Annotated in this window: 22 protein-coding genes; 6 read left to right on the forward strand and 16 right to left on the reverse strand. The window is 66.2% G+C overall.

What is annotated here, in order from left to right; genetic code table 11:
• Positions 1–26 precede the first annotated feature (26 nt).
• From RA164_RS15830 to RA164_RS15860, 7 genes are all read right to left on the reverse strand, one after another.
• Positions 27–1,841, reverse strand: coding sequence for a sensor domain-containing diguanylate cyclase (locus tag RA164_RS15830; RefSeq protein ID WP_329741800.1), 1,815 nt, complete (start codon positions 1,839–1,841; stop codon positions 27–29).
• Positions 1,842–2,292: 451 nt separating this feature from the next.
• Positions 2,293–4,107: a sensor domain-containing diguanylate cyclase gene (locus tag RA164_RS15835; protein ID WP_329741801.1), complete on the reverse strand. Its 1,815-nt coding sequence runs from the start codon at positions 4,105–4,107 to the stop codon at positions 2,293–2,295.
• 23 nt (positions 4,108–4,130) lie between these two features.
• The gene (locus tag RA164_RS15840; RefSeq protein WP_329741802.1) at positions 4,131–4,430 is read right to left on the reverse strand and encodes a hypothetical protein; all 300 of its coding nucleotides are present in this window, start codon (positions 4,428–4,430) and stop codon (positions 4,131–4,133) included.
• Between the two features lie 198 nt (positions 4,431–4,628).
• Positions 4,629–5,453 (reverse strand): SAM-dependent methyltransferase, encoded by an 825-nt coding sequence (locus RA164_RS15845; RefSeq protein ID WP_329741803.1) that lies wholly within the window; start codon positions 5,451–5,453, stop codon positions 4,629–4,631.
• A 121-nt stretch (positions 5,454–5,574) separates the two neighbouring features.
• Positions 5,575–7,362 (reverse strand): cation:proton antiporter, encoded by a 1,788-nt coding sequence (locus RA164_RS15850; RefSeq protein WP_329741804.1) that lies wholly within the window; start codon positions 7,360–7,362, stop codon positions 5,575–5,577.
• 247 nt (positions 7,363–7,609) lie between these two features.
• Positions 7,610–9,109 carry a YifB family Mg chelatase-like AAA ATPase gene (locus RA164_RS15855; RefSeq protein WP_329741805.1) on the reverse strand — a complete coding sequence of 500 codons (1,500 nt, stop codon included), beginning with the start codon at positions 9,107–9,109 and terminating at the stop codon, positions 7,610–7,612.
• 141 nt (positions 9,110–9,250) lie between these two features.
• Complete coding sequence (locus RA164_RS15860; RefSeq protein WP_329741806.1) at positions 9,251–9,508, reverse strand: accessory factor UbiK family protein; 258 nt, start codon at positions 9,506–9,508, stop codon at positions 9,251–9,253.
• Between the two features lie 184 nt (positions 9,509–9,692).
• Between RA164_RS15860 and glnK the strand changes: the two genes are divergently transcribed.
• Positions 9,693–10,031 carry a P-II family nitrogen regulator gene (glnK, locus tag RA164_RS15865; protein WP_329741807.1) on the forward strand — a complete coding sequence of 113 codons (339 nt, stop codon included), beginning with the start codon at positions 9,693–9,695 and terminating at the stop codon, positions 10,029–10,031.
• A 20-nt stretch (positions 10,032–10,051) separates the two neighbouring features.
• Here glnK and RA164_RS15870 read toward each other — a convergent pair whose 3' ends face one another.
• On the reverse strand, positions 10,052–10,594 hold the full coding sequence (locus tag RA164_RS15870) for a DUF1453 domain-containing protein (RefSeq protein WP_329741808.1): 543 nt from the start codon (positions 10,592–10,594) through the stop codon (positions 10,052–10,054).
• Between the two features lie 122 nt (positions 10,595–10,716).
• Entirely contained in the window at positions 10,717–11,460 is a 744-nt protein-coding gene (gene gpmA, locus RA164_RS15875; RefSeq protein ID WP_329741809.1) for a 2,3-diphosphoglycerate-dependent phosphoglycerate mutase, read from the reverse strand.
• A 146-nt stretch (positions 11,461–11,606) separates the two neighbouring features.
• On the opposite strand from gpmA, the gene RA164_RS15880 reads away from it, so the two are divergent.
• Positions 11,607–12,257: a DUF4097 family beta strand repeat-containing protein gene (locus RA164_RS15880; RefSeq protein WP_329741810.1), complete on the forward strand. Its 651-nt coding sequence runs from the start codon at positions 11,607–11,609 to the stop codon at positions 12,255–12,257.
• A 99-nt stretch (positions 12,258–12,356) separates the two neighbouring features.
• On the opposite strand, the gene hemF is transcribed toward RA164_RS15880, so the two are convergent.
• On the reverse strand, positions 12,357–13,289 hold the full coding sequence (gene hemF / locus RA164_RS15885) for an oxygen-dependent coproporphyrinogen oxidase (RefSeq protein ID WP_329741811.1): 933 nt from the start codon (positions 13,287–13,289) through the stop codon (positions 12,357–12,359).
• A 136-nt stretch (positions 13,290–13,425) separates the two neighbouring features.
• On the opposite strand from hemF, the gene RA164_RS15890 reads away from it, so the two are divergent.
• Genes RA164_RS15890 through RA164_RS15900 form a run of 3 tightly spaced genes read left to right on the forward strand, consistent with a single transcriptional unit; the run spans position 13,426 to position 16,180 of the window.
• Entirely contained in the window at positions 13,426–14,619 is a 1,194-nt protein-coding gene (locus RA164_RS15890; protein ID WP_329741812.1) for a beta-ketoacyl-[acyl-carrier-protein] synthase family protein, read from the forward strand.
• Positions 14,616–15,413 (forward strand): beta-ketoacyl synthase chain length factor, encoded by a 798-nt coding sequence (locus RA164_RS15895; protein WP_329741813.1) that lies wholly within the window; start codon positions 14,616–14,618, stop codon positions 15,411–15,413. Before RA164_RS15890 ends, RA164_RS15895 begins: the two co-directional genes overlap by 4 nt.
• Entirely contained in the window at positions 15,410–16,180 is a 771-nt protein-coding gene (locus RA164_RS15900; RefSeq protein WP_329741814.1) for a glycosyltransferase family 2 protein, read from the forward strand. Before RA164_RS15895 ends, RA164_RS15900 begins: the two co-directional genes overlap by 4 nt.
• A 55-nt stretch (positions 16,181–16,235) precedes the next feature.
• Here the strand turns inward: RA164_RS15900 and RA164_RS15905 are convergent, their stop codons facing one another.
• Positions 16,236–17,138 carry an LpxL/LpxP family acyltransferase gene (locus tag RA164_RS15905; protein ID WP_329741815.1) on the reverse strand — a complete coding sequence of 301 codons (903 nt, stop codon included), beginning with the start codon at positions 17,136–17,138 and terminating at the stop codon, positions 16,236–16,238.
• A 126-nt stretch (positions 17,139–17,264) separates the two neighbouring features.
• Entirely contained in the window at positions 17,265–17,534 is a 270-nt protein-coding gene (locus tag RA164_RS15910) for a phosphopantetheine-binding protein (RefSeq protein WP_329741816.1), read from the reverse strand.
• Between the two features lie 162 nt (positions 17,535–17,696).
• On the opposite strand from RA164_RS15910, the gene RA164_RS15915 reads away from it, so the two are divergent.
• Positions 17,697–18,620, forward strand: a complete 924-nt coding sequence (locus RA164_RS15915) for a chorismate transformation enzyme, FkbO/Hyg5 family (RefSeq protein WP_459553951.1) — start codon at positions 17,697–17,699, stop codon at positions 18,618–18,620.
• A gap of 48 nt (positions 18,621–18,668) precedes the next feature.
• Here RA164_RS15915 and glmU read toward each other — a convergent pair whose 3' ends face one another.
• The 4 genes from glmU to atpD all read right to left on the reverse strand — a co-directional run bounded on the left by glmU (position 18,669) and on the right by atpD (position 22,772).
• Positions 18,669–20,045, reverse strand: coding sequence for a bifunctional UDP-N-acetylglucosamine diphosphorylase/glucosamine-1-phosphate N-acetyltransferase GlmU (gene glmU, locus RA164_RS15920; RefSeq protein WP_329741818.1), 1,377 nt, complete (start codon positions 20,043–20,045; stop codon positions 18,669–18,671).
• A 94-nt stretch (positions 20,046–20,139) separates the two neighbouring features.
• Positions 20,140–20,664 carry an energy transducer TonB gene (locus tag RA164_RS15925; RefSeq protein WP_329741819.1) on the reverse strand — a complete coding sequence of 175 codons (525 nt, stop codon included), beginning with the start codon at positions 20,662–20,664 and terminating at the stop codon, positions 20,140–20,142.
• Between the two features lie 153 nt (positions 20,665–20,817).
• Complete coding sequence (locus RA164_RS15930; protein WP_329741820.1) at positions 20,818–21,243, reverse strand: F0F1 ATP synthase subunit epsilon; 426 nt, start codon at positions 21,241–21,243, stop codon at positions 20,818–20,820.
• A gap of 95 nt (positions 21,244–21,338) precedes the next feature.
• The gene (atpD, locus tag RA164_RS15935) at positions 21,339–22,772 is read right to left on the reverse strand and encodes a F0F1 ATP synthase subunit beta (RefSeq protein ID WP_329741821.1); all 1,434 of its coding nucleotides are present in this window, start codon (positions 22,770–22,772) and stop codon (positions 21,339–21,341) included.
• Positions 22,773–22,839 lie beyond the last annotated feature (67 nt).

Consider the following 22,839-nt stretch of genomic DNA (forward strand, 5'->3'; position numbering starts at 1 on the left):
CCCGGACGGTATCGCGCACAGGTCTCTCACGCCGTGAAAGTGACCCGCTCTCGCTTCGTCCGCAGGCCTTCGGTCGCCTCGTCGCAGGCTTCGGTCACCACCTGGTTGCGACCGCCGTCCTTGGCGCGATACAGCGCCGCATCCGCCTCGACCAGCAGCTGTCGCAGGGTGTGCGCGGAACGGGCACTGCAGGCCATGCCGAAGCTTGCGGACACCCGTAAAGTCACCTGGTCATCGATCACCATCGGTGTCGCGGCCAGGGCTCGGCGAATGCGGTCGGCAACGCTTGTTCCGCGCTCGTGCGGACACGCCGGCAGCAGGATCCCGAACTCTTCGCCACCCAGCCGCCCCAGCAGGGCGGTGTCGCCCAGCTGCCGGCGGACGACCAGCACCGTGCGTCGCAGCACCTCGTCGCCGACCGCGTGTCCGTGCGTGTCGTTCACGCGCTTGAAGTGATCCAGGTCCAGCACTATCAGGCAAGCCGCGGAACCTTCCCGGTGCAGGCGTCGCAGGACCCGTGTCGCGGAGCTGAAGAAGTGTTCGCGGTTGTACGCGCCGGTCAGCCCGTCATGGCGGGCCATGCGGCGGAAGCGCAGCTGTGATCGCCACAGCCACAACGCCGCCAGGGATATGAAGCCGATCGCCACCAGCAGCAGCGCGATCAGCAGGCGGCTGGCTTTCTGCTCCTGGCGAGCCAGCGTCTGGCGCAGCTGCAGAATCCGGTTCCGCTTGCCCAGGGTCGCCAGCTTGAGTTTTTTGGCCTCCAGTTTCTGCCTGACCATCTGGTAGGCCAGTGCGCGCGCCTTGGCGTCGTCCAGCGATGCCTTTTCCAGCACGTCGTACTTTTCGTCGTAATCCAGCGCGGCCGCCGCATTACCGACCTTCTTTTCGGCTTCGTAGAGCACCTTGTAGGCCGCCTGCACAGTCCAAAGCGGGCTGTGTGCGCCGGTAATGGCAAGGCTGTCCAATGCGGACTGGATCGCCTTGCTCAACTCGCCCAGCTTCATATAAGCCTGCGCCCGCGTGACCGGCAGCGATGCCAAATACGGGATGTAATGCGTCTGCCGAACAGAGGGGGCGATCCGCTGCAGGAAGGTCATCGCCTGCGCGGCATGCCCTTCGTCGATCATCGCACTGGCCTGGTCCAGACGCAGTGCAGTGGCCATGCTCAGCGAACCCGAGGCAAGGCAGGTGTCGATGGCGGCATCGAACATGGGGCTGCTCGACCTCAACTTGCCCGCATAAAGCAGTGACTGCGTTTCCAGCCCGCGGCCGTAACACTGCCCCTTGGCCGACGTTATTGTCGCCTGCATCTCCCGGGCATAGGTCTGCGCCAGGCTGTACTGCCCCACCGTCACCTGATCCAGCATGGTGATGAGCGAAATCATGCTGGACATGCGGGCCCGTGCGTCCTTGACCCCGGGAAGCTCGGCCATGACGGTATTGGCCAACGCATAGGCTCCAAGGTAATCGCGTGTCCGAAAGCGCTCCTTGATTAGCTGTGCTTGCGCACGAACCACCAGGGCCGGATCGCCGGAGTGATCGATGATCCTGTGCAGTGCGGATTCGACCTTGGCGTCATCGCCGTTGGCCATCGGCTCGTGCGTGTCCAGCAAGCGCAGGTACCAGCGCTGCGTGGCTGTCAGTTGCCGCTCTTGCTGGTGCAGCTGCGCCAGCAGGCGATCGAAGCGCGGCATATCGTCGGGCCAGGCATCGTCCGCCTGCATCAACATGACCGAGGCCGACGGGGCACCGGATACCGCAGCCGTTGCATTGGCACACAGCAACATCGTCGCCACGACGACAGCATCAGCCAGGCAATGCGGCCAGCTACGTGCCATGCCCCTTGCCCGCTTAGCGGTTACGACCGACAGAGGAAAAGAGAGGGCGGGTCATCGGCACCTATCGGCACCCCTCGTGGCTCTGCCGGGAACCCGTCCGCAATCGGGACAGCAGAAGCCGGCACGATCATGCCACCGCACCTGACATCTAGACAGCAGCGCCGTTCCGGCGCCGCTCTCTGCCCGCAGCTCAACTGCGTCACACATAGCCACCCCCTTGATCCGTCATGACTGGCAACATCCGTTAGCCCGGATAAACGTAATAAGCGTTCAGCCCCGGACAGCACCACCGAAAAGTCGGCGCCCTCTGCGAATGCCACGCACGACATGCTCCTGCGTTATCGCGCAGCCTACCACCTCACATGAAACCATATGATATTGAATATCTTTTTTAACGGACGAGCCCACTCAGGAGCACCTGTCCGCACAGACAGAGCGCACGCGCCGGCATCTACACCGTGAGGGTGGCCCGCTCGCCCTCGGTTGGTTGGTCCTCGGTCGCCTCGTCGCAGGCTTCGGTCACCACCTGGTTGCGACCGCCGTCCTTGGCGCGATACAGCGCCGCATCCGCCTCGATCAGCAGCTGCCGCAGGGTGTGCGCGGAACGGGCGCTGCAGGCCATGCCGAAGCTTGCCGACACCCGCAAAGTCACCTGGTCGTCGATCACCATCGGTGTCGCGGCCAGGGCTCGGCGAATGCGGTCGGCAACGCTTGTTCCGCGCTCGTGCGGACACGCCGGCAGCAGGATCCCGAACTCTTCGCCACCCAACCGCCCCAGCAGATCGGAATCGCCCAGCTGCCGGCGGATGACCAGCACCGTGCGTCGCAGCACTTCGTCACCGACCGCGTGTCCATGCATGTCGTTCACGCGCTTGAAGTGATCCAGGTCCAGCACTATCAGACAGGCCGCAGCGCCCTCCCGGTGCAGGCGTCGCAAGACCCGTGTCGCCGAGCTGAAGAAGTGTTCGCGGTTGTACGTGCCGGTCAGCCCGTCATGGCGGGCCATGCGGCGGAAACGCAGCTGTGACCGCCACAGCCACAGTGCAGCAAGAGAGATGAAGCCGATCACCACCAGCAGCAGCGCGATCAGCAGGCGGCTGGTTTTCTGCGCCTGGCGGGCCAGCGCCTGGCGCAGCTGCAGAATCCGGTTCTGCTTACCCAGGGTCGCCAGCCTCAGCTTCTTGGCGGACACTTCCTGCTTGACTTCCTGGTATGCCAACGCCTGCATCTTGGCCCCGTCCGCAGACTCCTTGTCCAGGGCTACGTACTTTTCGAAGTAGGCCAATGCGGCGGCGTCATGGCCGGCTCGTTTCGCCACCTCGTAGAGCACTTTATCGGCTTGCTGCACGACATAGCTGTAGCTGCCGGGGCTGACAAGCGTCAGGGCAGTCAATGCGTATTTACGCGCATCGGCATCATCGCCCTGTCTGGCATAGGCCATGGCAAGGGTGACCGGCAACTGGGCAATGTGAAACTGGTACCCGGATTCACGGATGCTTGGCGCGATTCGATGCAGCAGCGCGATCGCACGCTGCGGCTGGCCATCGGCAATAAGCTGGCTCGCAATATCCAGGCGCAGCGCATTGGCAAAAATAGCCTGGTGCGACACAAGGCATGCATCGATCGCATCTGCATATTCATGGCTGCCCGAATCCAGCTTGCCGGCATACGCCAGCGTCTGCGCCTCATAAAGCCCACCCTGGCATTGCCCTTTGGCCGATGGAAATGTGGCTTTTATCTCCCGCGCATATTTCAGCGCCAGGTCGAATTGCCCCACGGAATTCATCATCTGAATGATTTCGCTCAAGGCAAGCAGGCGTGCCGCGGGATCGGTCACGCCGGGCAGGTCGGCGATCAGGGCACCCGTCAACTCGTAGGCACGATCGTAATGGCGCCTGAGGAATTCGACTTGAATCAACAGTGCCGTCGCTCGCGCCGAAAGTGCCGGGTCACCGGAATGCTCGATGATGTCCCGCAGCAATGGTGAGGCCTTCGCGTTTTGAGCCGCGAAAACCCATCGCAGCGCGTCCAGAAGCTTCAGATGCCAGTGCTGTGCGGGAGTCAGCTGCCCTGCTTGCTCGTGCAGCTGCTTCAGAATGCGGAGAAATCGGTGTTGATCGGACGAGTAGATCTGGTCGGCCTGGGACAACAGGACAGCGGTTGCCGGTGACTCGACAGGGCGATCAGTCGCACTCGCATCAATGCAGAACAAGGCCACCACAAAAACGGCGACCTGTGCACAGTAGCTGGCGACGCACCGTTTCATCAGGCATGACTACACATACGGACTCAGGACTCGTGTTCGCCTTCGCCGGTGTCGTTGTCGCCGCCATGACCCGGATGGTCATCACCTGCATCGCCATCTTCGCCTTCGTCACATCCTCCGGTGGTGGGGCTCTGCGAAGGTGGAGGGCTGGCTCTGCCACCCAACTCCTGCAATAACGCGCCTTTGTCACCGGATGCTGCTGCCACCCGCACGCCTTCACTGGCATCGAATCCATCCAATGCACGCTTCAGGGCATCGGGCGAAGCCCAACGCAACGATGCATTGCTTCCGATAGCTTCCAACAACTCGATCGTGTCGGACATATTCCCCCCGTTACTTTTATCCCTTTAGCCCTTGCGCGAAAATGAGAACCATCTTCACGGAGGACAAAACACTTGGCACATCAGGCTCGTTGATCTTTCTTTTTTTCCATCACGCTTTGCCCCATCACAAAGCCGTATTATCCTGCGCCATTGCGAAGATTAGCACTGATCTACAAGCCATGTGGGCAGCTTCAGCCCCTAATTTGACTGTATGACCGATTGATCCAGAGCAGCCAGCCGGGCACGTACGCCGTGGTTGCTGCGCAAGCGCGATGCCGGCGGCAGGATCACGGTCTCCTCGGCACTTATCGCGGTTTCCGGCAGGTCGCGGAGAGGCACGCGACGAATACGCGGCTGTTCGATCGGCAGGGTCGCACCTCGATAGATGATCACCTCGTGGTCCAGCGGGTAATCCCGGCTCAGCACGTCCACTAGCACCTGGCGATACTCGGGACCGGTGGAAAAGCGCTTCATGGAGCGGTCGCCCACCAGGCCGACCTGCCACAGCACAAGGCAGGCACAGGGGTTGAGTGGCGTTTCGTAGAAAAGCAGCTGGCTCGCTTCGTAGTGCTGGCAACCGAAGCGACCCGGATCGATGCCGACATCGGCATACAGGCAGTCTTCGGCCGAGATACCCGGTTCCATGTGCGCCGCGTAGCCCTCCGCACGCGCCTGCTTGATCACCTCGTGCGGCGACCACGCGAAGATGCCTGGGTGGCCGTAGAACACCGCGCAGACACGCTTGCCGGCGCGCACCTCGGCCATCATGACCTCGACCCATTCGCGGTAGGTGATCGCACGGGACTTGTCGCCCTTGCCGTAGTACGGCTGCAGACTGCGCACATCCGGATGCATACGCTCCAGCCACAGCTCGACGACGCCGTCGGAGAGTGCCGCGAAGACTACGTCCGACTGCTCGATATGGCTGCGTGCCAGGGGTGTCAGATGCGAGCCCAGGGTCATGCCCAGCCCCACGCAGGCGATGCTGCCGCGTGCTTCTGATGTTTCAGGCGTTTCAGGCATGGGTGCCGCGTTCAAGGTCATGAAGGTATCCGGTAGTGGAAAAGGCAGGCCTGGCGTGCACGCGCCGCAGACAGCGGCTGAAGACTATAGGCAGCTACCAGCCACAACGCCACACCGGCCATCACTCGGCGCTGGGCGGTACCAGCACGATGACCGTCCAGCCGGGGCGCGGCTCCAGTTCGCGCGTGGCCGAAGCCACGCGCAGCGCACCACGCTCCTCCAGACCGAACAGCAGCACACTGTCCGAACCGTACTGCTCGACGAAATGCGGCCAGTCGAAGGTGGCGCTGAGCCGGGTCGACTTGATGCGCCAGCCTCGCGCCAGCAGTTCGGCGAAACGCATGTGGGTCATCGCCTCATCGAACAGCGGCGGCGCCAGCAGGTTGTCGGCCAGCGCCGCGCGCTCGGTGTTTTCGTCCAGCGACAGATTGCGCAGGCGATAGACCTTTTCGCGGCCGAACTCCTGCCGGTAGTGCACGCACGCCAGGGTGTTGCGCTCGCGGTGGGTGGACATCGCCAGCAGCCGGCCGATGCCGGCAAGGTCGAGGTGGCGTTCGGCATGCGGCGAAGCCGGGTTGCCGAAGAACGTAACAAGGCCCTCCATGCGCGCACGGCGGATGCCATCCCAGTCGTCGTCGGCCAGCATCACGCGGACGTCGGCCTCTTTCAGCGCGCGCCCGACCGCGCGGGCCACCGCATCGGAGCCGAAGATCAGCACGCCGCGAGGCTCCGGCTCCGCCACTTTCAGCCACTTCGCCAGCGGCCGCGCCGTGGCGCTCTGCACCACCACCGTGCCGATGATCAGGATGAACACCAGTGGCACCAGCGCCTCAGCACCGTCCAGCCCCAGCTCGCCCAGACGCAACGCGAACAGTGCCGAGACCGCCGCAGCCACGATGCCGCGGGGCGCCACCCACGCGATCAGCGCCCGCTCGCGCCAGTTGAGCGCACTGCCCATGGTCGCCAGCACCACGGTAAGCGGCCGTACCAATAGCTGGGCCACCACGAAGATCGCGATACCCGCGCCCAGCATGCCGTCGGGCAGCGGCCACGACAGGCGCGCCGCCAGCAGGATGAAAAGGGACGACACCAGCAAGGTGGTGAGGTTTTCCTTGAAATCGAGAATGTCGTCGATATGCACGCCGCGCATGTTGCCCAGCGCAATGCCCATCACCGTCACCGCCAGCAGGCCCGACTCGTGGGTCACCGCGTTGGACAGGCTGAAGGCCAGCAGCACCAGCGCCAGCGTGGCGTAGTTGTGCAGGTATTCCGGCACCAACTGGCGACGCAACATGAAGGCCAGCAGCCAGGCCGCCAACGCGCCGATCAATGCGCCGCTGCCGACCATGGTGACGAACACGCCGATGGTATGGCCCTCCTGGCGCGACACGATCGCCTCGTAGATCAACACCGCGAACAGCGCTCCCAGCGGATCGATGACGATGCCTTCCCAGCGCAGCGTGTTGGCGACGCGTGCGGTGGGCCGCAGCGTGCGCAACATGGGCGCGATCACGGTGGGGCCGGTCACGCAGGCCAGGGCGCCGAACAGCCAGGCGATCTCCCAGCGCAGGCCGGCGATCCAGTGCGCGCAGGCCGCCAGCAGCAGCAGCGCGATCACCGCGCCATAACTGACCAGGCCGCGCACCGCGCCACCGATGCCGCGCAGTTCATGGAAGCGCAAGGTGAGGCTGCCCTCGAACAGGATCACCGCCACCGCCAGGGAAACCAGCGGAAACAGCAGGTCGCCAAGCAACGCATCGGGCTTCAGCAGGCCACTGACCGGCCCCAGCAGAATGCCGGCCAGCAACAGGAACAGGATCGCCGGCAACTTGACCCGCCAGGCCAGCCACTGCGACAGGAAGCCGACCACCAGCAAGCCGGTCAGCATCAGGCCGAGTTCGATGGGCATGGGCGATCCTTGTCGGCGGTCGGATGGGACGCCTTTATCGGAGCATGCATGCTCCGGTACGTCCAGCCGCATCGAGGAAAGGCCAAGCCCCGGTATCGGTGCGGGGGGGGAGGGGAACCGATACCGGGGTGGCGGGGGGCGCGTTCAGTTAATGAACTTGCCGGTGCAGATAATACGCGCCTACGCGGCCAAGTCAATACTTTTCAGTTCACTATTTCGCCAGTCCCGCGATACGACTCGAAACCGGTCAGAGCCGGCGGTATTGCATGGCCTCGGCCAGATGCTTGCGGTCAAGTGCAGCCACGCCGCCGTCGAGATCGGCGATCGTGCGGGCCACCCGCAGAATCCGGTGATAGGCCCGCGCGGACAGCCCGAGCCGCTCCAGCGCCGCTTCGAACCAGCGGCGCTCGGCCGCACCGAGGGCACAATCGCGCTCCAGTTCACGAGTCGTGATTTCGGCATTCGGCCGCCCCGCACGCATCAATGCATGGTGCCGCGCCTGCACGACGCGTACGCGTACGGTCGCCGAGTCCTCGTCATGGATGCTCCTGGGTGCGCCCAGCTCAGCCAGCGGAACACGCGGCACGTCGACACAGAGATCGATCCGGTCCAGCAGCGGACCGGAGATCCGCGCCAGGTAGCGGGCGATCTGGTCCGGCGTGCAATGGCAGCGCCCGCGCGCGTCGCCGGCATAGCCGCAGGGACAGGGATTCATCGCGGCGACCAGCTGGAACTGCGCGGGAAAGGTGGCCTGCCGGGACGCCCGGGAGATAACGATACTGCCGGACTCCAGCGGCTCGCGCAGTACGTCGAGCACATGCCGGCTGAATTCCGGCAGCTCGTCGAGGAACAACACCCCGTTGTGCGCCAGCGAGATTTCGCCCGGCCGGGGCTGCGAGCCGCCGCCGACCAGGGCGACCGCCGACGCGGTGTGGTGCGGCGAACGAAACGGACGGCGACGCCAGTGCATCGGATCGACCGGCTGCCCGGCCACGGACAACACGGCACAGGTTTCCAGCGCCTCGGACTCGGTCAGCGGCGGCAGGATGCCGGGCAGGCGTTCCGCGAGCATGGTCTTGCCCGTGCCGGGCGGCCCGGACATGAGCAGGTGATGCCCCCCGGTCGCCGCGATCTCCAGCGCGCGGCGCGCCTGCAACTGACCACGCACATCGATCAGGTCCGGCCCGGAACCGGCATCGTCGCAGGCCCCCGTCTGCGCCGGCGAAGCCAGGTCCTGCGCACCGCGCAGCCAGCCGCAGACCTCGGCCAGGCTGTCGGCGACACGCACATCGGCATCGCTCACCAGCGCCGCCTCGGCCGCGTTGGCACGCGGCACCACGACCCGTCGCCGACGCGCGCGCGCGCGCAGCAGCGCAGGCAGCACGCCGGAAACGCCGCGCAGCTCGCCGGACAGGGCCAGCTCACCCAGGAATTCGCAGTCATCCAGCCGCTCGCGCGGCACCTGGTGACCTGCCGCCAGGATGCCCAGTGCAATGGCCAGGTCGAAGCGACCGCCGTCCTTGGGCAACTCCGCAGGCGCGAGATTCACGGTGACCTTGCGGCTTGGATACTCGAACGCCGTATTCTGGATGGCGACGCGCACGCGATCACGGGCCTCGCGCACCGCGGCTTCCGGCAGACCGACGATACTGGTGCCCGGCAGGCCGCCAGACAGGTGCACCTCGACCATCACCTGGGGTGCGGAGACCCCTTCCTGGGCACGACTGAGGGTTACGGCCAGGCTCATGCGCTAAGGCGGAGGCCGGCAACGGGTTCGTCGCTGATCAACGCTTGCATCGAGCGACTCCGCTGGACTGCTGAGGAAATGACCGGCCCCGATCGCTCTTGGCGTGCGTAGCGACTGATCGGGGACCGCTCCCGGGCGTGGTTATTCCCCGCGGGAAGTCGCCAGGGCCTCGAGTTCGGCCACGCGCTTTTCCAGTTCGTCCACGTTGGCGCGGGTACGCGCCAGCAGCTGGCTCTGGACTTCGAATTCCTCACGGGTGACCAGGTCGAGACGGCGTAATCCTTGAGCCAGGACATCGCGGAAGTTGGCACGCAGATCCTTCTGTGCATCCGCCAGCCCTGGCGGTACCAACGACGCAAGCCGTGAGGCTATCTGATCGATATCCAGCCGTTCCATCATGGAAGGCGCCTCGAACTCGTCGGGAGGCAGTGTAGGGGTCGGGAAAGAAGAGGCACCATCGGCTCGCTCCACTGGGTGATGTAGGAATTCTCTTACACTTGGCGTACGCATGGCGACAGACCATGCGTTGACGGGCAAAATGCACTCTCGGCGTCATCGGCGGCGCCTGTATCGAGGACTATGCATGAAACTGGTGGTGGCGATCATCAAGCCGTTCAAGCTCGACGATGTGCGCGAGGCGCTGGCCGAGGCCGGCGTGCAGGGCATCACAGTCACCGAGGTCAAGGGCTTCGGTAGGCAGAAGGGTCATACCGAGCTGTATCGCGGTGCCGAGTACGTGGTCGACTTCCTGCCCAAGATCAAGCTGGAAGTGGCCGTGGCCGACGAACAGCTCGATCGCGTCGTCGAGGCCATTTCGCAATCGGCACGCACCGGCAAGATCGGTGACGGCAAGATTTTCGTCAGCAACCTGGACCAGGTCATACGCATCCGCACCGGTGAACTGGACGGCGACGCACTCTGAGCTCCCGCCCCCGCTCCGCCTCAGCCGGCCTGCGCGCGCTGGAAGCGGCGGTGATGCACAAGCAACCCGGCGAAGTAGACGATGTAGTAGCCGATCAGCAGCCCGAACACCAGCAGCGTGAGCGGGCTCGACTGGTACTCCATAGCGACAGCGCCGCCCGGCGTCTGTGCCGCCAGCGAGCCAGCCTGCTGCATCTGCGGCCAGAGCACCATGAAGCGCCACGCCAATCGCCCCAGCAGCAGGGCCACCAGTAACGCGCCGACCCACGGGTTGGGCACATAGCAGTCACCGCGTACCGGATCGACCTCGAAGCGGGTCAGGCGCAAGCCGACGAAACCCAGTGCACCGCCCAGCACCACGCCACCTGCCAGGCCTTCGGCCAGGCGTACGTCGTGGAGTCCGGCCAGCGAGATCAATACGCCTAGCGCGGCAAACACCGCCACGCGCGCGATCATCCGCTTGCGCCGGATCGGCTGGCGACCGAACTGCCGGCCGATCCGGCGCCAGACGATCAGCACCAGCAACGGCACCATGACCACATAGCTCATCAGGTGTGGGGACATCGGTCGGACCTCGTTGCGGAGAAATACCGTGACACCAGACTAGCGGACCCGGCCGGCGGGCACGATTGACGCCCGCCAGGCGGCGCGCATGACGCCTGTCACACCCGACGGCTCGCGCAGGCCTACTTCGCCTTGCCCTGGTTCGCCACTGCGGCCAGCTTGGCCTCGATCGCCGCGGCATCGCCCAGATAGTAGTGACGCAACGGCTTCAGCTCGTCGTCGAACTCATAGACCAGCGGAACGCCGTTGGGAATGTTGAGCTCGACGATGGCCTCGTCGGATATGTCGTCCAGGTATTTCACCAGCGCGCGGATCGAGTTGCCGTGCGCCGCCACCAGCACGCGCTGGCCCGACCTGATCGCCGGCGCCAGCACTTCGTGCCAGTACGGCAGCACGCGGGCCACGGTGTCCTTGAGGCATTCGGTGTCCGGAATCTGCGCCGGGTCCAGCGCGGCATAGCGCGGATCGTGCACCGCCTCGTTCGCGGAGCGCTCCAGTGCCGGCGGCGGGGTGTCGTAGCTGCGGCGCCAGACCTTCACCTGTGCCTCGCCGTACTTGGCCGCCGTCTCGGCCTTGTTGAGGCCGGTGAGCGCACCGTAGTGACGCTCGTTGAGGCGCCAGTCGGTCAGCACCGGCAGCCACATCTGCTCCAGCGTGTCGAGCGCGCCCCACAAGGTACGCACGGCACGCTTGAGTACCGACGTGTGCGCCACGTCGAAGGCATAACCTTCCTGCTTCAGCAGCGCACCCGCCTCACGTGCCTCGGCAATGCCTTGCTCGGTGAGGTCGACGTCGGCCCAGCCGCTGAAGCGGTTGTCGAGGTTCCATTGCGATTGACCGTGACGGATCAGGACGAGCTTGTGCATGGCGCGGGGTTCCGTGTGACTGCTGGGAAAAGGAAATGGTGGAGCGCCCATCCGCCGCCGTCAAATGACGACCCTGCCATAGGTCACGCTAAACCGTGCCGGCCGCGCGCGCATCATAAGCCTGCACCCATTTCATGGAGATTCCCATGCGCCGTGTCCTGCTTTCCCTCGCACTTCTGCTGCCGCTCTCTGCAGTTGCCGTCGCCCATGGCGTCGACAAGGTCAACGGCGACGTGCATGTCGCCGCCGGCCAACCTGCCGGTGACGCCAGCTCGGTCAACGGCGATGTCGACATCGCCGATCATGCGGTGGTCGACAAGGCCAGCACCGTCAACGGCGCGGTGACCCTGGGCAAGCAGGCCCGGGCCGGCAAGCTGGTGACCGTCAATGGCGCCATCCAGATCGACAACGATGCCCAGGTCAGCGGCAAGGTGGAGGCGGTGAACGGCGCCATCAGCCTGGCCGATGGCGCCCAGGTGGACGGTCACCTGTCCAACGTCAACGGCACCATCACGCTGGACAGCGCGCATGTGGCTGGCGGCATCGAGACGGTAGCCGGCGACATCACGATCGGAGCCGGTTCGCATGTCGAAGGTGGCATCCTGGTCGACCGGCCGCACAACGGCTGGTTCCACTTCGGCAGCTCGCACACGCCGGTGATCGTGATCGGCCCGCATGCCGTGGTGCAGGGCACGCTGGACTTTCGCCGTACCGTCGTACTGAAGGTGAGCGACAGCGCGCAGATCGGCCCGGTGAAAGGCGCGACAGTAGAGAAATTCAGCGGCGCCACACCCTGAGCGCAGGCAAGGCTAGGGGTGAGTGGAGAGAAGTGAGAAGTGAGAAAAAGCTGGGTCGCGGCCTGCTGTTGCTCTCGCTCACTTCTCATTCCTGGCTTATCACTCCTCGGCCCAGTCGCGTGGCCGCAGGTAGTCGGCCAGCCGCGCTTCCGGCGAACCCGGTTCCGGCTGGTAGGCGTATTCGAAACGCACGCGTGGCGGCAAGCTCATCAGGATCGACTCGGTACGCCCGCCCGACTGCAGCCCGAACAGGGTGCCGCGGTCGTAGACCAGGTTGAATTCCACATATCGCCCGCGGCGATAGAGCTGGAACTCACGCTCGCGATCGCCCCACGGGGTGTCGCGACGACGCTCCGCAATCGGCAGATAGGCATCCAAGAATCCCTGCCCCACCGCTTCGGTAAAGCCGAGGCAGCGCTCGAAGCCGCCCTCGTTGAGATCGTCGTAGAACAACCCGCCCACGCCACGGGTTTCGCCACGATGCTTGAGGTAGAAATAGTCGTCGCACCACTTCTTGTAGCGCGGATACACCTCCGCGCCGTATGGCGCGCACAGCTCGCGCGCCACCGTGTGCCAGTGCCGCACATCCTCGTCGAACGGGTAGAACGGGGTCAGGTCGAAGCCGCCGCCGAACCACCACACCGGTTCCACGCCTTCCTTGCCGGCCTCGAAATAGCGCACGTTGGCATGCGTAGTGGGGATGTAGGGATTCTTCGGGTGCAGCACCAGCGACACCCCGGTGGCGACGAAACGTCCGCCGGCCAGTTCCGGTCGATGGGCGGTGGCGCTGGGCGGCAACTGATGCCCATGCACGCGCGAGAAATTCACCCCGGCCTGCTCGAATACTTGACCGTCGCGCAGCACGCGGGTCCGCCCACCGCCGCCCGCCGGACGGGTCCAGGCGTCCTCGACGAAGCGTGCACCACCGTCGAGCTGCTCGATGGCTGCACAGATACGGTCCTGCAATCCGCGCAGGAAGGCTTCGGCCCGATCGGCCTGCAAGCTGGTCAGCGGTTGATCGATGGCATTCATGGTCGCGCAGCTTAACAAGAGGCGCCGGCCTTGCCGATGCTGCCCCCGTGCCTGCCGGTGAATGCTGCGCAACATGGCCCGCAGCGCCCTAGGCAAGCCCGCCCCGGCTGGCTAGGCTGATTCGATGGTTTCCCCGATGTCTCCACTCGCCATTTGCGCCACTACCGTGACCTCGGCACTGGGACGCGGCCTGGCGGCCCATCGGCATGCGCTCGCGCAGGAGGACGGCGGCCTGCGCCCGAACGACTTCAGCTCCGCGCCGCTGGCCTGCTGGATCGGCCGCGTCGATGGGGTCGAGGATGCACCGCTGCCTGCCGACCTGTCCGGGTGGGACTGCCGCAACAACCGGCTGGCCTGGCTCGGACTGCAGCAGGACGGTTTCGTCGAGCAGGTCCGCGCGGCACGCGCACGCCATGGCGCCGGACGCGTGGCCCTGCTGCTGGGCACATCGACGGCAGCGGTCGGCGACACCGAACAAGGCTATCGCAGGCTGGACCCCGACGGCCGCCTGCCCGCCGACCTCGATCGCCCGGCCATCCACTGTCCGCACTCGCTGGCCGGCTTCGCCGCCGCCGCGCTGGAACTGGACGGGCCCTGCCTGACCGTTTCGACCGCCTGTTCGTCCAGTGCCAAGGTGTTCGCCAGCGCCGAGCGGCTGATCCGGCTCGGCCTGGCCGACGCCGCCGTGGTCGGCGGTGTCGACAGCCTCTGCGACAGCGTGCTGTTCGGCTTCAATGCACTGGAACTGGTTTCTGCGGAAGCCTGTCGTCCGTTCGATGCCGCGCGCAGCGGCATTTCGATCGGCGAAGCAGCCGGTTTCGCCCTGCTCGAACGGGTGGCATGCGCGCCATCGGCACCGCGTCTTCTCGGCTGGGGCGAATCCAGCGATGCCCACCACATGTCCGCACCACATCCCGACGGACTTGGCGCCGCGCTGGCCATCCGCGACGCGCTGGCCCGTGCCGGACTCGATGCCGCGCAGGTCGACTACGTCAATCTGCACGGTACCGCCAGCCGCAAGAACGACGCGGTGGAAGCCGTCCTGCTGACACGGCTTTTTCCCCCTACCACGCGGGCCAGCTCCACCAAGGGCTTCACCGGGCACACGCTGGGCGCTGCCGGCATCGTCGAGGCGGTCATCAGCCTGCTGGCCATGGCGCACGACCTGGTGCCTGCCAACCTGGGAACCCGCACGCCCGATTCCGCCTGCGGTCCGCAGTTCGCATGGCAGCACGAACGACGCCCGATCCGGGTCGCCATGAGCAACTCGTTCGGCTTTGGTGGCAACAACGCCAGCCTGGTGTTTGCCCGCGCGGAAACGAATGCATGAGCGCACTCGTCGTCCATGTCGAAGGCATCGGGTTGTGGTCGCCAGGCTGGAGCGACTTCCAGGCCTTGTGTGCGCAGCCTGCAGGCAGCACAGCATGCGCAGACGCGACGGGACGCCCGCCGGCACTGACCCTGCCGGCCACCGAGCGTCGGCGTGCCTCCAGCAGCGTCCTGCTCGCGGTGGAGGTCGCCGCACAGGCTGTCGCGATGAGCGGGCGGGACCCGACCACCCTGGCCTGCGTTTTCGCTTCCGCCCACGGCGACCTGCTCACCACCGACTACCTGTGCGCCACCCTCGCGCGTGCGCCGGACGAACTCTCGCCAACCCGCTTCCACCACTCGGTGCACAACGCACCGGCCGGCTACTGGACCATTGCCAGTGGATGCCACGCGCCATCCAGCGCGGTCTGTGCCGGCCCCGCGACCGCCGGCGCCGGCCTGCTCGAGGCGGCCACCCTGACCTGTGCCGAACAATGCCCCGTGCTGCTGGTGTGCAGCGACATCCGCGGGCACGGCCCCCTGGGCGAAATCGCCGGTTGCCGACACGATTTCGGCTGGGCGCTGGTGCTGTCGCCGCAGGCCGGGCCACGCAGCCGTGCACGACTGATGTTGGGACTTCTCGACGCAGCGTCCACTTCGCCGTCACCGATCAACGCTTGCACTGGAGACACGCCGGACAACCCTTCCGCCGCCGCCCTGCCGCTGCTGACCGCACTCGTCGACGGGCATGGCGAGCTGATCCTGCCAGCGGCGACGGCACTCGGCCTGCATATACGCATGGAGCGCCCGCTATGAACCCGACCCCGCGTTGGTGCGTCATCATCCCCTGCCTCAACGAGGCGTCGACGATCCACGACATCGTGTGTTCGGTGCTCGCGCTGGGCGCGCCGCTGATCGTGGTGGACGACGGCTCGGACGACCGCACGCCCGATATCGTCGGCGCGCTGCCGGTGACCCTGTTGCGTCATCCGCAGCGCCGCGGCAAGGGCGAAGCCCTGCGCACCGGGTTCGGCGAAGCGCTGCGCCAGGGTTACGACGCGGTGCTGACCATGGATGGCGACGGCCAGCATCTGGCCAGCGACATTCCGCGTATCGTGACGGCAGCGCGTCGCTGGCCCGGACAGATCGTGATCGGCGCGCGACTGCTCGACCGCGCGCAACAGCCCGCCGGTCGCCATCTGGCCAACAGCTTTGCCGACTGGGGCATCTCATGGGCCTGCGCGCAGCCGGTTGCCGACACCCAGAGCGGGCAGCGCTGGTACCCACGCGACGTGCTCGACCTGGCCAAGCTGCCGGCCGACGGCTTCGTGCTGGAAGCGGCCCTGTTGATCGCCGCCTCGCGCGAACGCGGGATCAAGGTGATTTCGGTACCGATCGCATCGCGTTACCAGGGCACGTTCCGGCTCAGCCACTTCCGCCCGATCCGCGACGTGGCACGAATCACCGCGTACACCATCGGCCGCGTGATCCACTACGGCAACGTGCGCGAAAGCTATCGGCGCTCGCGTGCGGCGCCACGGGTCACCGATGCGGCTGACCCGTCCTCGATCACCCGACCCTGATGCGGTCACCGGTCATCGAGTCGTCGTGACAAGGCGCTGGTGCGCAGGCGAACGCTCAGGCGCCCGTTTTCCATACATCGTGGAAGTTGAACCAGTTGTACGGGTAGCTGCGCGCATAGTGCTCGACCCGCGCGACATAACGCGCGATCAGGCTGTCCAGCACGATCTCGCGGGCCTCGCGCGGGACCACCACCGGATCGGCGAACGGCTCGAACACCAGCCGGTAGCGGTTGCCGCCCAGGTACAGGCCAAAACACAGCAGCACCGGCACCTGCAGCGTGTTCGCCAGCAGCCAGGGGCCGGCCGGCCACGGCGCAGGCCGCCCCAGGAACTCGACTTGCCGCAGCGCTTCGTGTTCGCGGGCGCGGTCGGCGAGCAGCGCCACCATGGCGCCCTGGCGACAGGCCTCGGCCACCGCCAGGGTGATCGCCACGCCGCCACGCGAGGTGTCGATCACGCCCGCCCCCACGTCCGGCGCCAGCGCCTCGAGCAATTCGGTCATCGCCGGGGTCTTCTGCTTGTCCAGCAACACCCGCAGCGGTACGTCGGGCCGTCGCCCGCTGATGGCACGCAACGCCTCGAAGCTGCCCTGGTGCGAACCCACCAGCAGGACGCCGCGACCTTCGGCCATGGCCTCCTCCAGCACGGGCAGCCCGTCGATCGCAATATCGAAGCCGCGTTCGCCGTGGGCCAGCAGAAAAATGCGGTCCAGCGTGGTTGCCGCATACGCATGCAGGTGCCGGAACACCTGCCGCCAACCCGGCGGGCGGCCTAGCACGCGTTCGAGGAACTGCCTCGAGGCCGCACGTTCTTCCGCGCGCCGCAGCATGAAATACAGCGTGACCGGATACAGGCACAGCCGTCCCAGGCGGCGTCCGCCACGCAGTGCGATGGTGCGGATCAGCCACAACGCAAAGCGTCCGCCGCCCTCGGGCCGCTCACTCCAGTGACCGCTCATGCCGTCATCGCCACACCAGAGGGCTGCCGGGTTGCGGCAGAGGATACGTAACGCGGGCCGGCAAGGCCGAGCATTGTTGCGGAGCCGGACCCGCCGTCCGCCCGTCGCCACGTCGCCGGCGCGGCATCAGGCCGTCCGCTGCTGCTCGACGTAGTCACTCAGGTGACGGAGGCTGGAGAACACGCGCTGGTTGTCCGGACTGTCGGAGCGCAGCGTGAAACCGTAGCGTTTGGAAACGGCCAGCGCGATCTCCAGCGCGTCGATCGAATCCAGCCCAAGCTCGCCACCGAACAGCGGCGCGTCCGGGTCGATCTGCGACGGCTCGACGCCTTCGAGGTTGAGGCAATCCACGATCAGGGCAGCCAGTTCATGCTGCGCGGCGGTCTGCTCGGCCATGCGGGTTTCGGGACTCCGGAGACATGCAATTCGTCCCGTCGGGAACGGGCGCGGAGTGTACCATAGGGGTCTTGTCGTTCCCGGTTACACCCAATGGTTCAGGGATGTGAAGATCGACAGGTCGAATCCGACCTGCCCCGCGCTCCGCGCGTTTCCTATCGCATGACCGATGCCCGCACGCTGCTGGATAACCCCGGCACCTTGGCGGTCATCGGCTTTGGCAAAGGCACTGCCGCCGTCGACGATCCGCGCTGGCTGCGGGTCGAGCTGGAGTCCTTCGATGCGCCGGCCCCGCTGGAGCTTTGGCAGGTGGAGGCGGAGGTCGCGCACGGCCAGGTCGACGACCTGCGCTGGTCGATCGGCGGTGGCTGGCTGTTCGCCGCGATCGAGGTGGACGAAGACGCGTACGGCGGCCCCGCCGGTGCCGCACGGCACGCCTACGCCAGCCTCCGTCGCTTCCTGGGCGAGCGCAGCGAGCAGCATGTACTGCGGATCTGGAACTACATCGGTGCGATCAATCACGGCGAGGGTGACCAGGAACGCTACAAGCAGTTCTGCGACGGCCGCGCCGAGGGCCTGGGTGACTTCTTCGCCAACGGCTATCCTGCCGCTACCGCGATTGGTCATCACGGCGACGATGCGCGTCTGCAGATCTACCTGCTGGCCAGCGCGCATGCCGGCGCGCGCGTGGAAAATCCCCGCCAGCTCAGCGCCTGGCGTTATCCGCGCCAGTACGGCCGCACCTCGCCGGGCTTCGCCCGCGCGATGACGCTGCCGGCGCAGGACGTATTGGCGATCTCCGGCACGGCCGCCATCGTCGGCCACGCGTCCACCCATGAAGGCAACCTGGACGCGCAGCTCAACGAGACCCTGACCAATCTCGAAGCCCTGCTGGCCAGCGCGGACATGCCCGCCGGCTTCGATACGCACTCGCCGCTGAAGGCCTACGTCCGCCACCCTGCCGATGCGCCGCGCGTGCGCGACCTGTTGCATCAGCGCCTGCCCGGCGTACCGGTGCTACTGCTGCACGGCGACGTCTGCCGCAGCGAGCTGCTGGTGGAACTGGACGGCTGGCGTTACGCCTGAGCTGCGTGCCTCAGCCCACCGGATAGCTACCGGGCCGGGGCCGCAAACTCACGCCGTCGGCTTTTTGGTCGGCCGCCGCCAACCGCGTACGGTGGCCTGACCACCACGTGCCAGTGTCAGTTCGTGTGGCGGCGCGTTCTTGGTGATCACCGAGCCGGCCCCGATGGTGGCGCCCTCGCCGATCGTCACCGGCGCGACCAGCGCGCTGTTCGAACCGATGAAGACATCGTTCTCGATCCGGGTGACGAACTTGTTCACACCGTCGTAGTTGCAGGTGATGGTGCCCGCACCCACGTTCACGCCCTGACCGATCTCGGCGTCGCCGAGGTAGCTCAGGTGATTGGCCTTGCTGTTCCGGCCGATGCGGGTTTTCTTGACCTCGACGAAATTGCCCACGTGCACGCCGGCTTCCAGCTCCGCGCCGGGACGGAGCCGCGCGAACGGACCGATCACGCACGGACCATGGGTCACCACGCCTTCCAGGTCGCAATGGGCCAGTACCTGCGTGCCGGCTGCCAGACGCACGTCCTTCAGGCGCGTGAACGGCCCGATCCGCACATCTTCGCCCAACGTCACCGCCCCTTCCAGGATCACGCTGACATCCAGTTCCACATCGCAGCCAGTCTCGACTGCGCCGCGCACGTCGACGCGTGCAGGATCAGCCATGCGCACTCCCGCATGCAGCAGTTCACCCACCGCGCGCTGGCGATATTTCGCCTCCAGCCCGGCCAGCTGCTGCGGGTTGTTGGCGCCGGCAGCCTCGGCCGGATCGTCGCTCTCGATGCACAGCGCCGGCCGATGTTCGGCCGCGGCCATGCCGAAAATATCGGTGAGGTAGTACTCGCCCTGCGCATTGTCGCGGTCGAGCCGACCGACCCAGCGCGCCAGCGCATCGGCGTCACCCGCCAGGATGCCGGTGTTGACCAGGTTGATCGCGCGCTGGCTGTCGTCGGCATCCTTCTCCTCCACCACCGCGCGGACCCGCGCGTTACCGTCGCGGAACACGCGCCCGTAGCCGGCGGGATTGTCGACACGAGTCACCAGCAGGTTCAGCGCGGCGTCCGCTTCGACCAGACGCTGCAGCGTGGAACTGCGGATCAACGGCACGTCGCCGTAAAGGACAAGCACGCGCGCATCGCCCGGGACATCGCGCAGCGCCTGCCCGACCGCGTGGCCGGTGCCAAGCCGCTCGGCCTGCAGCACCCAGTTCAGGCCGGCGTATCCGTCGAACGCTGCCAGCACCTGGTCGCCGCCGTGCCCGTAGACCAGATGGATCGCTGCCGGCTGCAACGCCTGGGCCGTGTCCAGCACGTGCGCCAGCAGGGGGCGGCCGGCCAGCGGCATCAGCACCTTGGGTTTTTTCGACTTCATCCGCTTGCCTTCGCCGGCGGCGAGGACGATGACGTGCAACGGAGCGTGTCTCATGGGCGTCTGCCTTGACCTTTGCAAGCGGGGAGCTTCAAAGCATGGCAGACGCGGCTGCCGGCGTCACGAGCGACGCCGGACCGGCCGCGTCGACCTAGCCGGCTGCGGGAGACGGCAGATCCGCGTTCGTTGCGGTCCCGACCTTGCCGTCATGGCAGGTGAAGCTGAATTCGTAGGGCAGGCTGAACGGCTTGGTGACGGTTTCGACCGGGTGCGTGTCGCCATTGGCATCGGAAGCCCAGCGACTGATGGTCAGCGGGGAGAACGTCCATTGCATCGCCGCGGCACGCACCGCCTCGACAAAGGCAGTCGGCGCAGCTGGTGATGGCGTCGCGCGTACAGCATCCACTCGGCCATGGGCATCGACGATCAGTAGGGCCCGGAGTGTCACCCTGGCCGGACAGCGGGCCAGCCACGATAACGGATATACCGGGTCGGGATGGTCGACCGGGGTCGCGCCGATCGCGGTCGAACCCAGCGCCAGTGCATAGCGCTGCATATGGCGACCCGGCAACGTCCGGAAACTGGATTGCCCCTGGTGTGTCGATGGCGGTGCCACGACCCGCTGGCTGGCGCAGCCGCCCAGCAGCACCAGCAGAGCCGCAGTGCTTGTTCGCATGCATCGTGTCATGTTGGCTTTCCCTGCCCGTTCGTACCGCCGGCACGGCAAGGGTTGCCAATGTAGTCCATCAGCGTGCCACCGATCACCCGAAACGCAGACGCCGGCACGAGGCCGGCGTCCGGATCAGCGTCAGGCGGATGCGCGCCCGGATCAGTGCTTGAGGTTGCGGCGCAACCGCTCCAGCGCCTGCAACTGGGCCAGTGCCTCGGCCAGCTTGGCCTGGGCCTCGGCCACCTCCAACTCGTCGCTGCGGCTGGCCAGGGCGTCCTCGGCTTCCTTCTTCGCGCGCTGGGCAGCGGCTTCATCCAGGTCGGCGGCGCGCTTGGCGGTGTCGGCCAGCACGGTGACCACCTGTGGCTGCACTTCGAGAATGCCGCCGGAGACGTAGAACTGCTGGCGCTCGCCACCAGCCTGCAGCACCTCGACATGGCCGGGCTTGAGGCGGGTGATCAGCGGCGCGTGGCGGGGCGTGATGCCCAGCTCGCCCAGCTCGCCGGTGGCGATCACCATCGTCGCGTCGCCGTGGAAAATCTCGGCTTCGGCGCTGACGATATCGACACGAATGGTGTGTTCCATGACGGTTCCAGTATGGCCGGGACGCATTGCCCCGGCGTGTTGCTGCCTACGCTGCCCACCGGCCGAAACCGGCGTGGCCATCCATCATCGGTCGATCAGGCGGCCTTCTTGGCGCCCATCTCCTCGGCCTTCTTGATGGCCTCGTCGATGCCGCCGACCATGTAGAACGCCTGCTCCGGAATGTGGTCGACTTCGCCGTCCACGATCATCTTGAAGCCGCGGATGGTCTCCTTCAGCGTCACGTACTTGCCCGGCGCGCCGGTGAACACCTCGGCCACGTGGAACGGCTGCGAGAAGAAGCGCTCGCACTTGCGCGCGCGGGCCACGACCTGCTTGTCCTCTTCGGACAGCTCGTCCATGCCCAGGATCGCGATGATGTCCTTCAGTTCCTTGTAGCGCTGCAGCATGCCCTGCACGCGACGGGCCACTTCGTAATGCTCCTGGCCCACCACCTGCGGATCCAGCTGGCGGCTGGTGGAGTCCAGCGGGTCCACCGCCGGGTAGATGCCCAGCGAGGCGATCTGGCGGCTCAGCGTCACGGTGGAGTCCAGATGCGCGAAGGTGGTGGCCGGCGACGGGTCGGTCAGGTCGTCCGCGGGCACGTACACGGCCTGGATCGAGGTGATCGAACCGGTCTTGGTCGAGGTGATGCGCTCCTGCAGCACGCCCATTTCCTCGGCCAGGGTCGGCTGATAGCCCACCGCCGACGGCATGCGGCCCAGCAGCGCGGACACTTCGGTACCGGCCAGCGTGTAGCGGTAGATGTTGTCGACGAAGAACAGCACGTCCTTGCCCTTGCCGGACTCGTCCTTCTGGTCGCGGAAGTACTCGGCCATGGTCAGGCCGGTCAGGGCGACGCGCAGGCGGTTGCCCGGCGGCTCGTTCATCTGGCCGTAGACCATCGCCACCTTCGACTGCGGCAAGTTGTCGAGCACCACCACGCCGGCGTCCTGCATCTCGTGGTAGAAGTCGTTGCCTTCGCGGGTACGCTCACCCACGCCGGCGAACACCGACAGGCCCGCATGCTGGGTCGCGATGTTGTTGATCAGCTCGAGCATGTTCACGGTCTTGCCCACGCCGGCGCCGCCGAACAGGCCGACCTTGCCGCCCTTGGCGAACGGGCAGACCAGGTCGATCACCTTGATGCCGGTTTCCAGCAGCTCGTTGGCGATGGCCTGGTCGTCGTAGCTGGGTGCCTCACGGTGGATCACCCACTGGTCTTCGGCGTTGATCGGACCGACTTCGTCGATCGGGTTGCCGAGCACGTCCATGATGCGGCCCAGGGTCGCATTGCCGACCGGCACCTTGATGCCCTCGCCGGTGTTGCGTGCGATCAGCCCGCGCTTCAGGCCCTCGGTGGAACCCAGCGCGATGGTGCGCACCACGCCGTCGCCCAGCACCTGCTGCACTTCCAGCGTGATGTCGGTGCCGTCGATCTTCAGCGCGTCGTATACCTGCGGCACCTGATCGCGTGCGAACTCGACGTCGATGACCGCGCCGATGATCTGAACAACTTTACCCTGGCTCATGGATGTGCTCCGGATGGATCTTTGTGATTTCGTATCAGCGCCGACGAAGCGTCGCTCTATTTAAATA

It is taken from the genome of Dyella sp. A6, from assembly GCF_036320485.1.
In the GTDB taxonomy this organism is placed as follows: Bacteria; Pseudomonadota; Gammaproteobacteria; order Xanthomonadales; family Rhodanobacteraceae; genus Rhodanobacter_A; species Rhodanobacter_A aluminiiresistens.

What these genes read in the sequence shown, in the direction of transcription:
- RA164_RS15890 (WP_329741812.1), top strand. Translation starts at nt 13,426, where the DNA reads ATGTCTCCACTCGCCATTTGCGCCACTACCGTGACCTCGGCACTGGGA.
- RA164_RS15900 (WP_329741814.1), top strand. Translation starts at nt 15,410, where the DNA reads ATGAACCCGACCCCGCGTTGGTGCGTCATCATCCCCTGCCTCAACGAG.
- RA164_RS15910 (WP_329741816.1), bottom strand. Translation starts at nt 17,534, where the DNA reads ATGGCCGAGCAGACCGCCGCGCAGCATGAACTGGCTGCCCTGATCGTG.
- RA164_RS15905 (WP_329741815.1), bottom strand. Translation starts at nt 17,138, where the DNA reads ATGAGCGGTCACTGGAGTGAGCGGCCCGAGGGCGGCGGACGCTTTGCG.
- glmU (WP_329741818.1), bottom strand. Translation starts at nt 20,045, where the DNA reads ATGAGACACGCTCCGTTGCACGTCATCGTCCTCGCCGCCGGCGAAGGC.
- atpD (WP_329741821.1), bottom strand. Translation starts at nt 22,772, where the DNA reads ATGAGCCAGGGTAAAGTTGTTCAGATCATCGGCGCGGTCATCGACGTC.
- RA164_RS15915 (WP_459553951.1), top strand. Translation starts at nt 17,697, where the DNA reads ATGACCGATGCCCGCACGCTGCTGGATAACCCCGGCACCTTGGCGGTC.
- hemF (WP_329741811.1), bottom strand. Translation starts at nt 13,289, where the DNA reads ATGAATGCCATCGATCAACCGCTGACCAGCTTGCAGGCCGATCGGGCC.
- RA164_RS15895 (WP_329741813.1), top strand. Translation starts at nt 14,616, where the DNA reads ATGAGCGCACTCGTCGTCCATGTCGAAGGCATCGGGTTGTGGTCGCCA.
- RA164_RS15850 (WP_329741804.1), bottom strand. Translation starts at nt 7,362, where the DNA reads ATGCCCATCGAACTCGGCCTGATGCTGACCGGCTTGCTGGTGGTCGGC.
- RA164_RS15925 (WP_329741819.1), bottom strand. Translation starts at nt 20,664, where the DNA reads ATGCGAACAAGCACTGCGGCTCTGCTGGTGCTGCTGGGCGGCTGCGCC.
- RA164_RS15855 (WP_329741805.1), bottom strand. Translation starts at nt 9,109, where the DNA reads ATGAGCCTGGCCGTAACCCTCAGTCGTGCCCAGGAAGGGGTCTCCGCA.
- RA164_RS15870 (WP_329741808.1), bottom strand. Translation starts at nt 10,594, where the DNA reads ATGTCCCCACACCTGATGAGCTATGTGGTCATGGTGCCGTTGCTGGTG.
- RA164_RS15835 (WP_329741801.1), bottom strand. Translation starts at nt 4,107, where the DNA reads ATGAAACGGTGCGTCGCCAGCTACTGTGCACAGGTCGCCGTTTTTGTG.
- RA164_RS15830 (WP_329741800.1), bottom strand. Translation starts at nt 1,841, where the DNA reads ATGGCACGTAGCTGGCCGCATTGCCTGGCTGATGCTGTCGTCGTGGCG.
- RA164_RS15840 (WP_329741802.1), bottom strand. Translation starts at nt 4,430, where the DNA reads ATGTCCGACACGATCGAGTTGTTGGAAGCTATCGGAAGCAATGCATCG.
- RA164_RS15880 (WP_329741810.1), top strand. Translation starts at nt 11,607, where the DNA reads ATGCGCCGTGTCCTGCTTTCCCTCGCACTTCTGCTGCCGCTCTCTGCA.
- RA164_RS15845 (WP_329741803.1), bottom strand. Translation starts at nt 5,453, where the DNA reads ATGCCTGAAACGCCTGAAACATCAGAAGCACGCGGCAGCATCGCCTGC.
- RA164_RS15930 (WP_329741820.1), bottom strand. Translation starts at nt 21,243, where the DNA reads ATGGAACACACCATTCGTGTCGATATCGTCAGCGCCGAAGCCGAGATT.
- glnK (WP_329741807.1), top strand. Translation starts at nt 9,693, where the DNA reads ATGAAACTGGTGGTGGCGATCATCAAGCCGTTCAAGCTCGACGATGTG.
- gpmA (WP_329741809.1), bottom strand. Translation starts at nt 11,460, where the DNA reads ATGCACAAGCTCGTCCTGATCCGTCACGGTCAATCGCAATGGAACCTC.
- RA164_RS15860 (WP_329741806.1), bottom strand. Translation starts at nt 9,508, where the DNA reads ATGATGGAACGGCTGGATATCGATCAGATAGCCTCACGGCTTGCGTCG.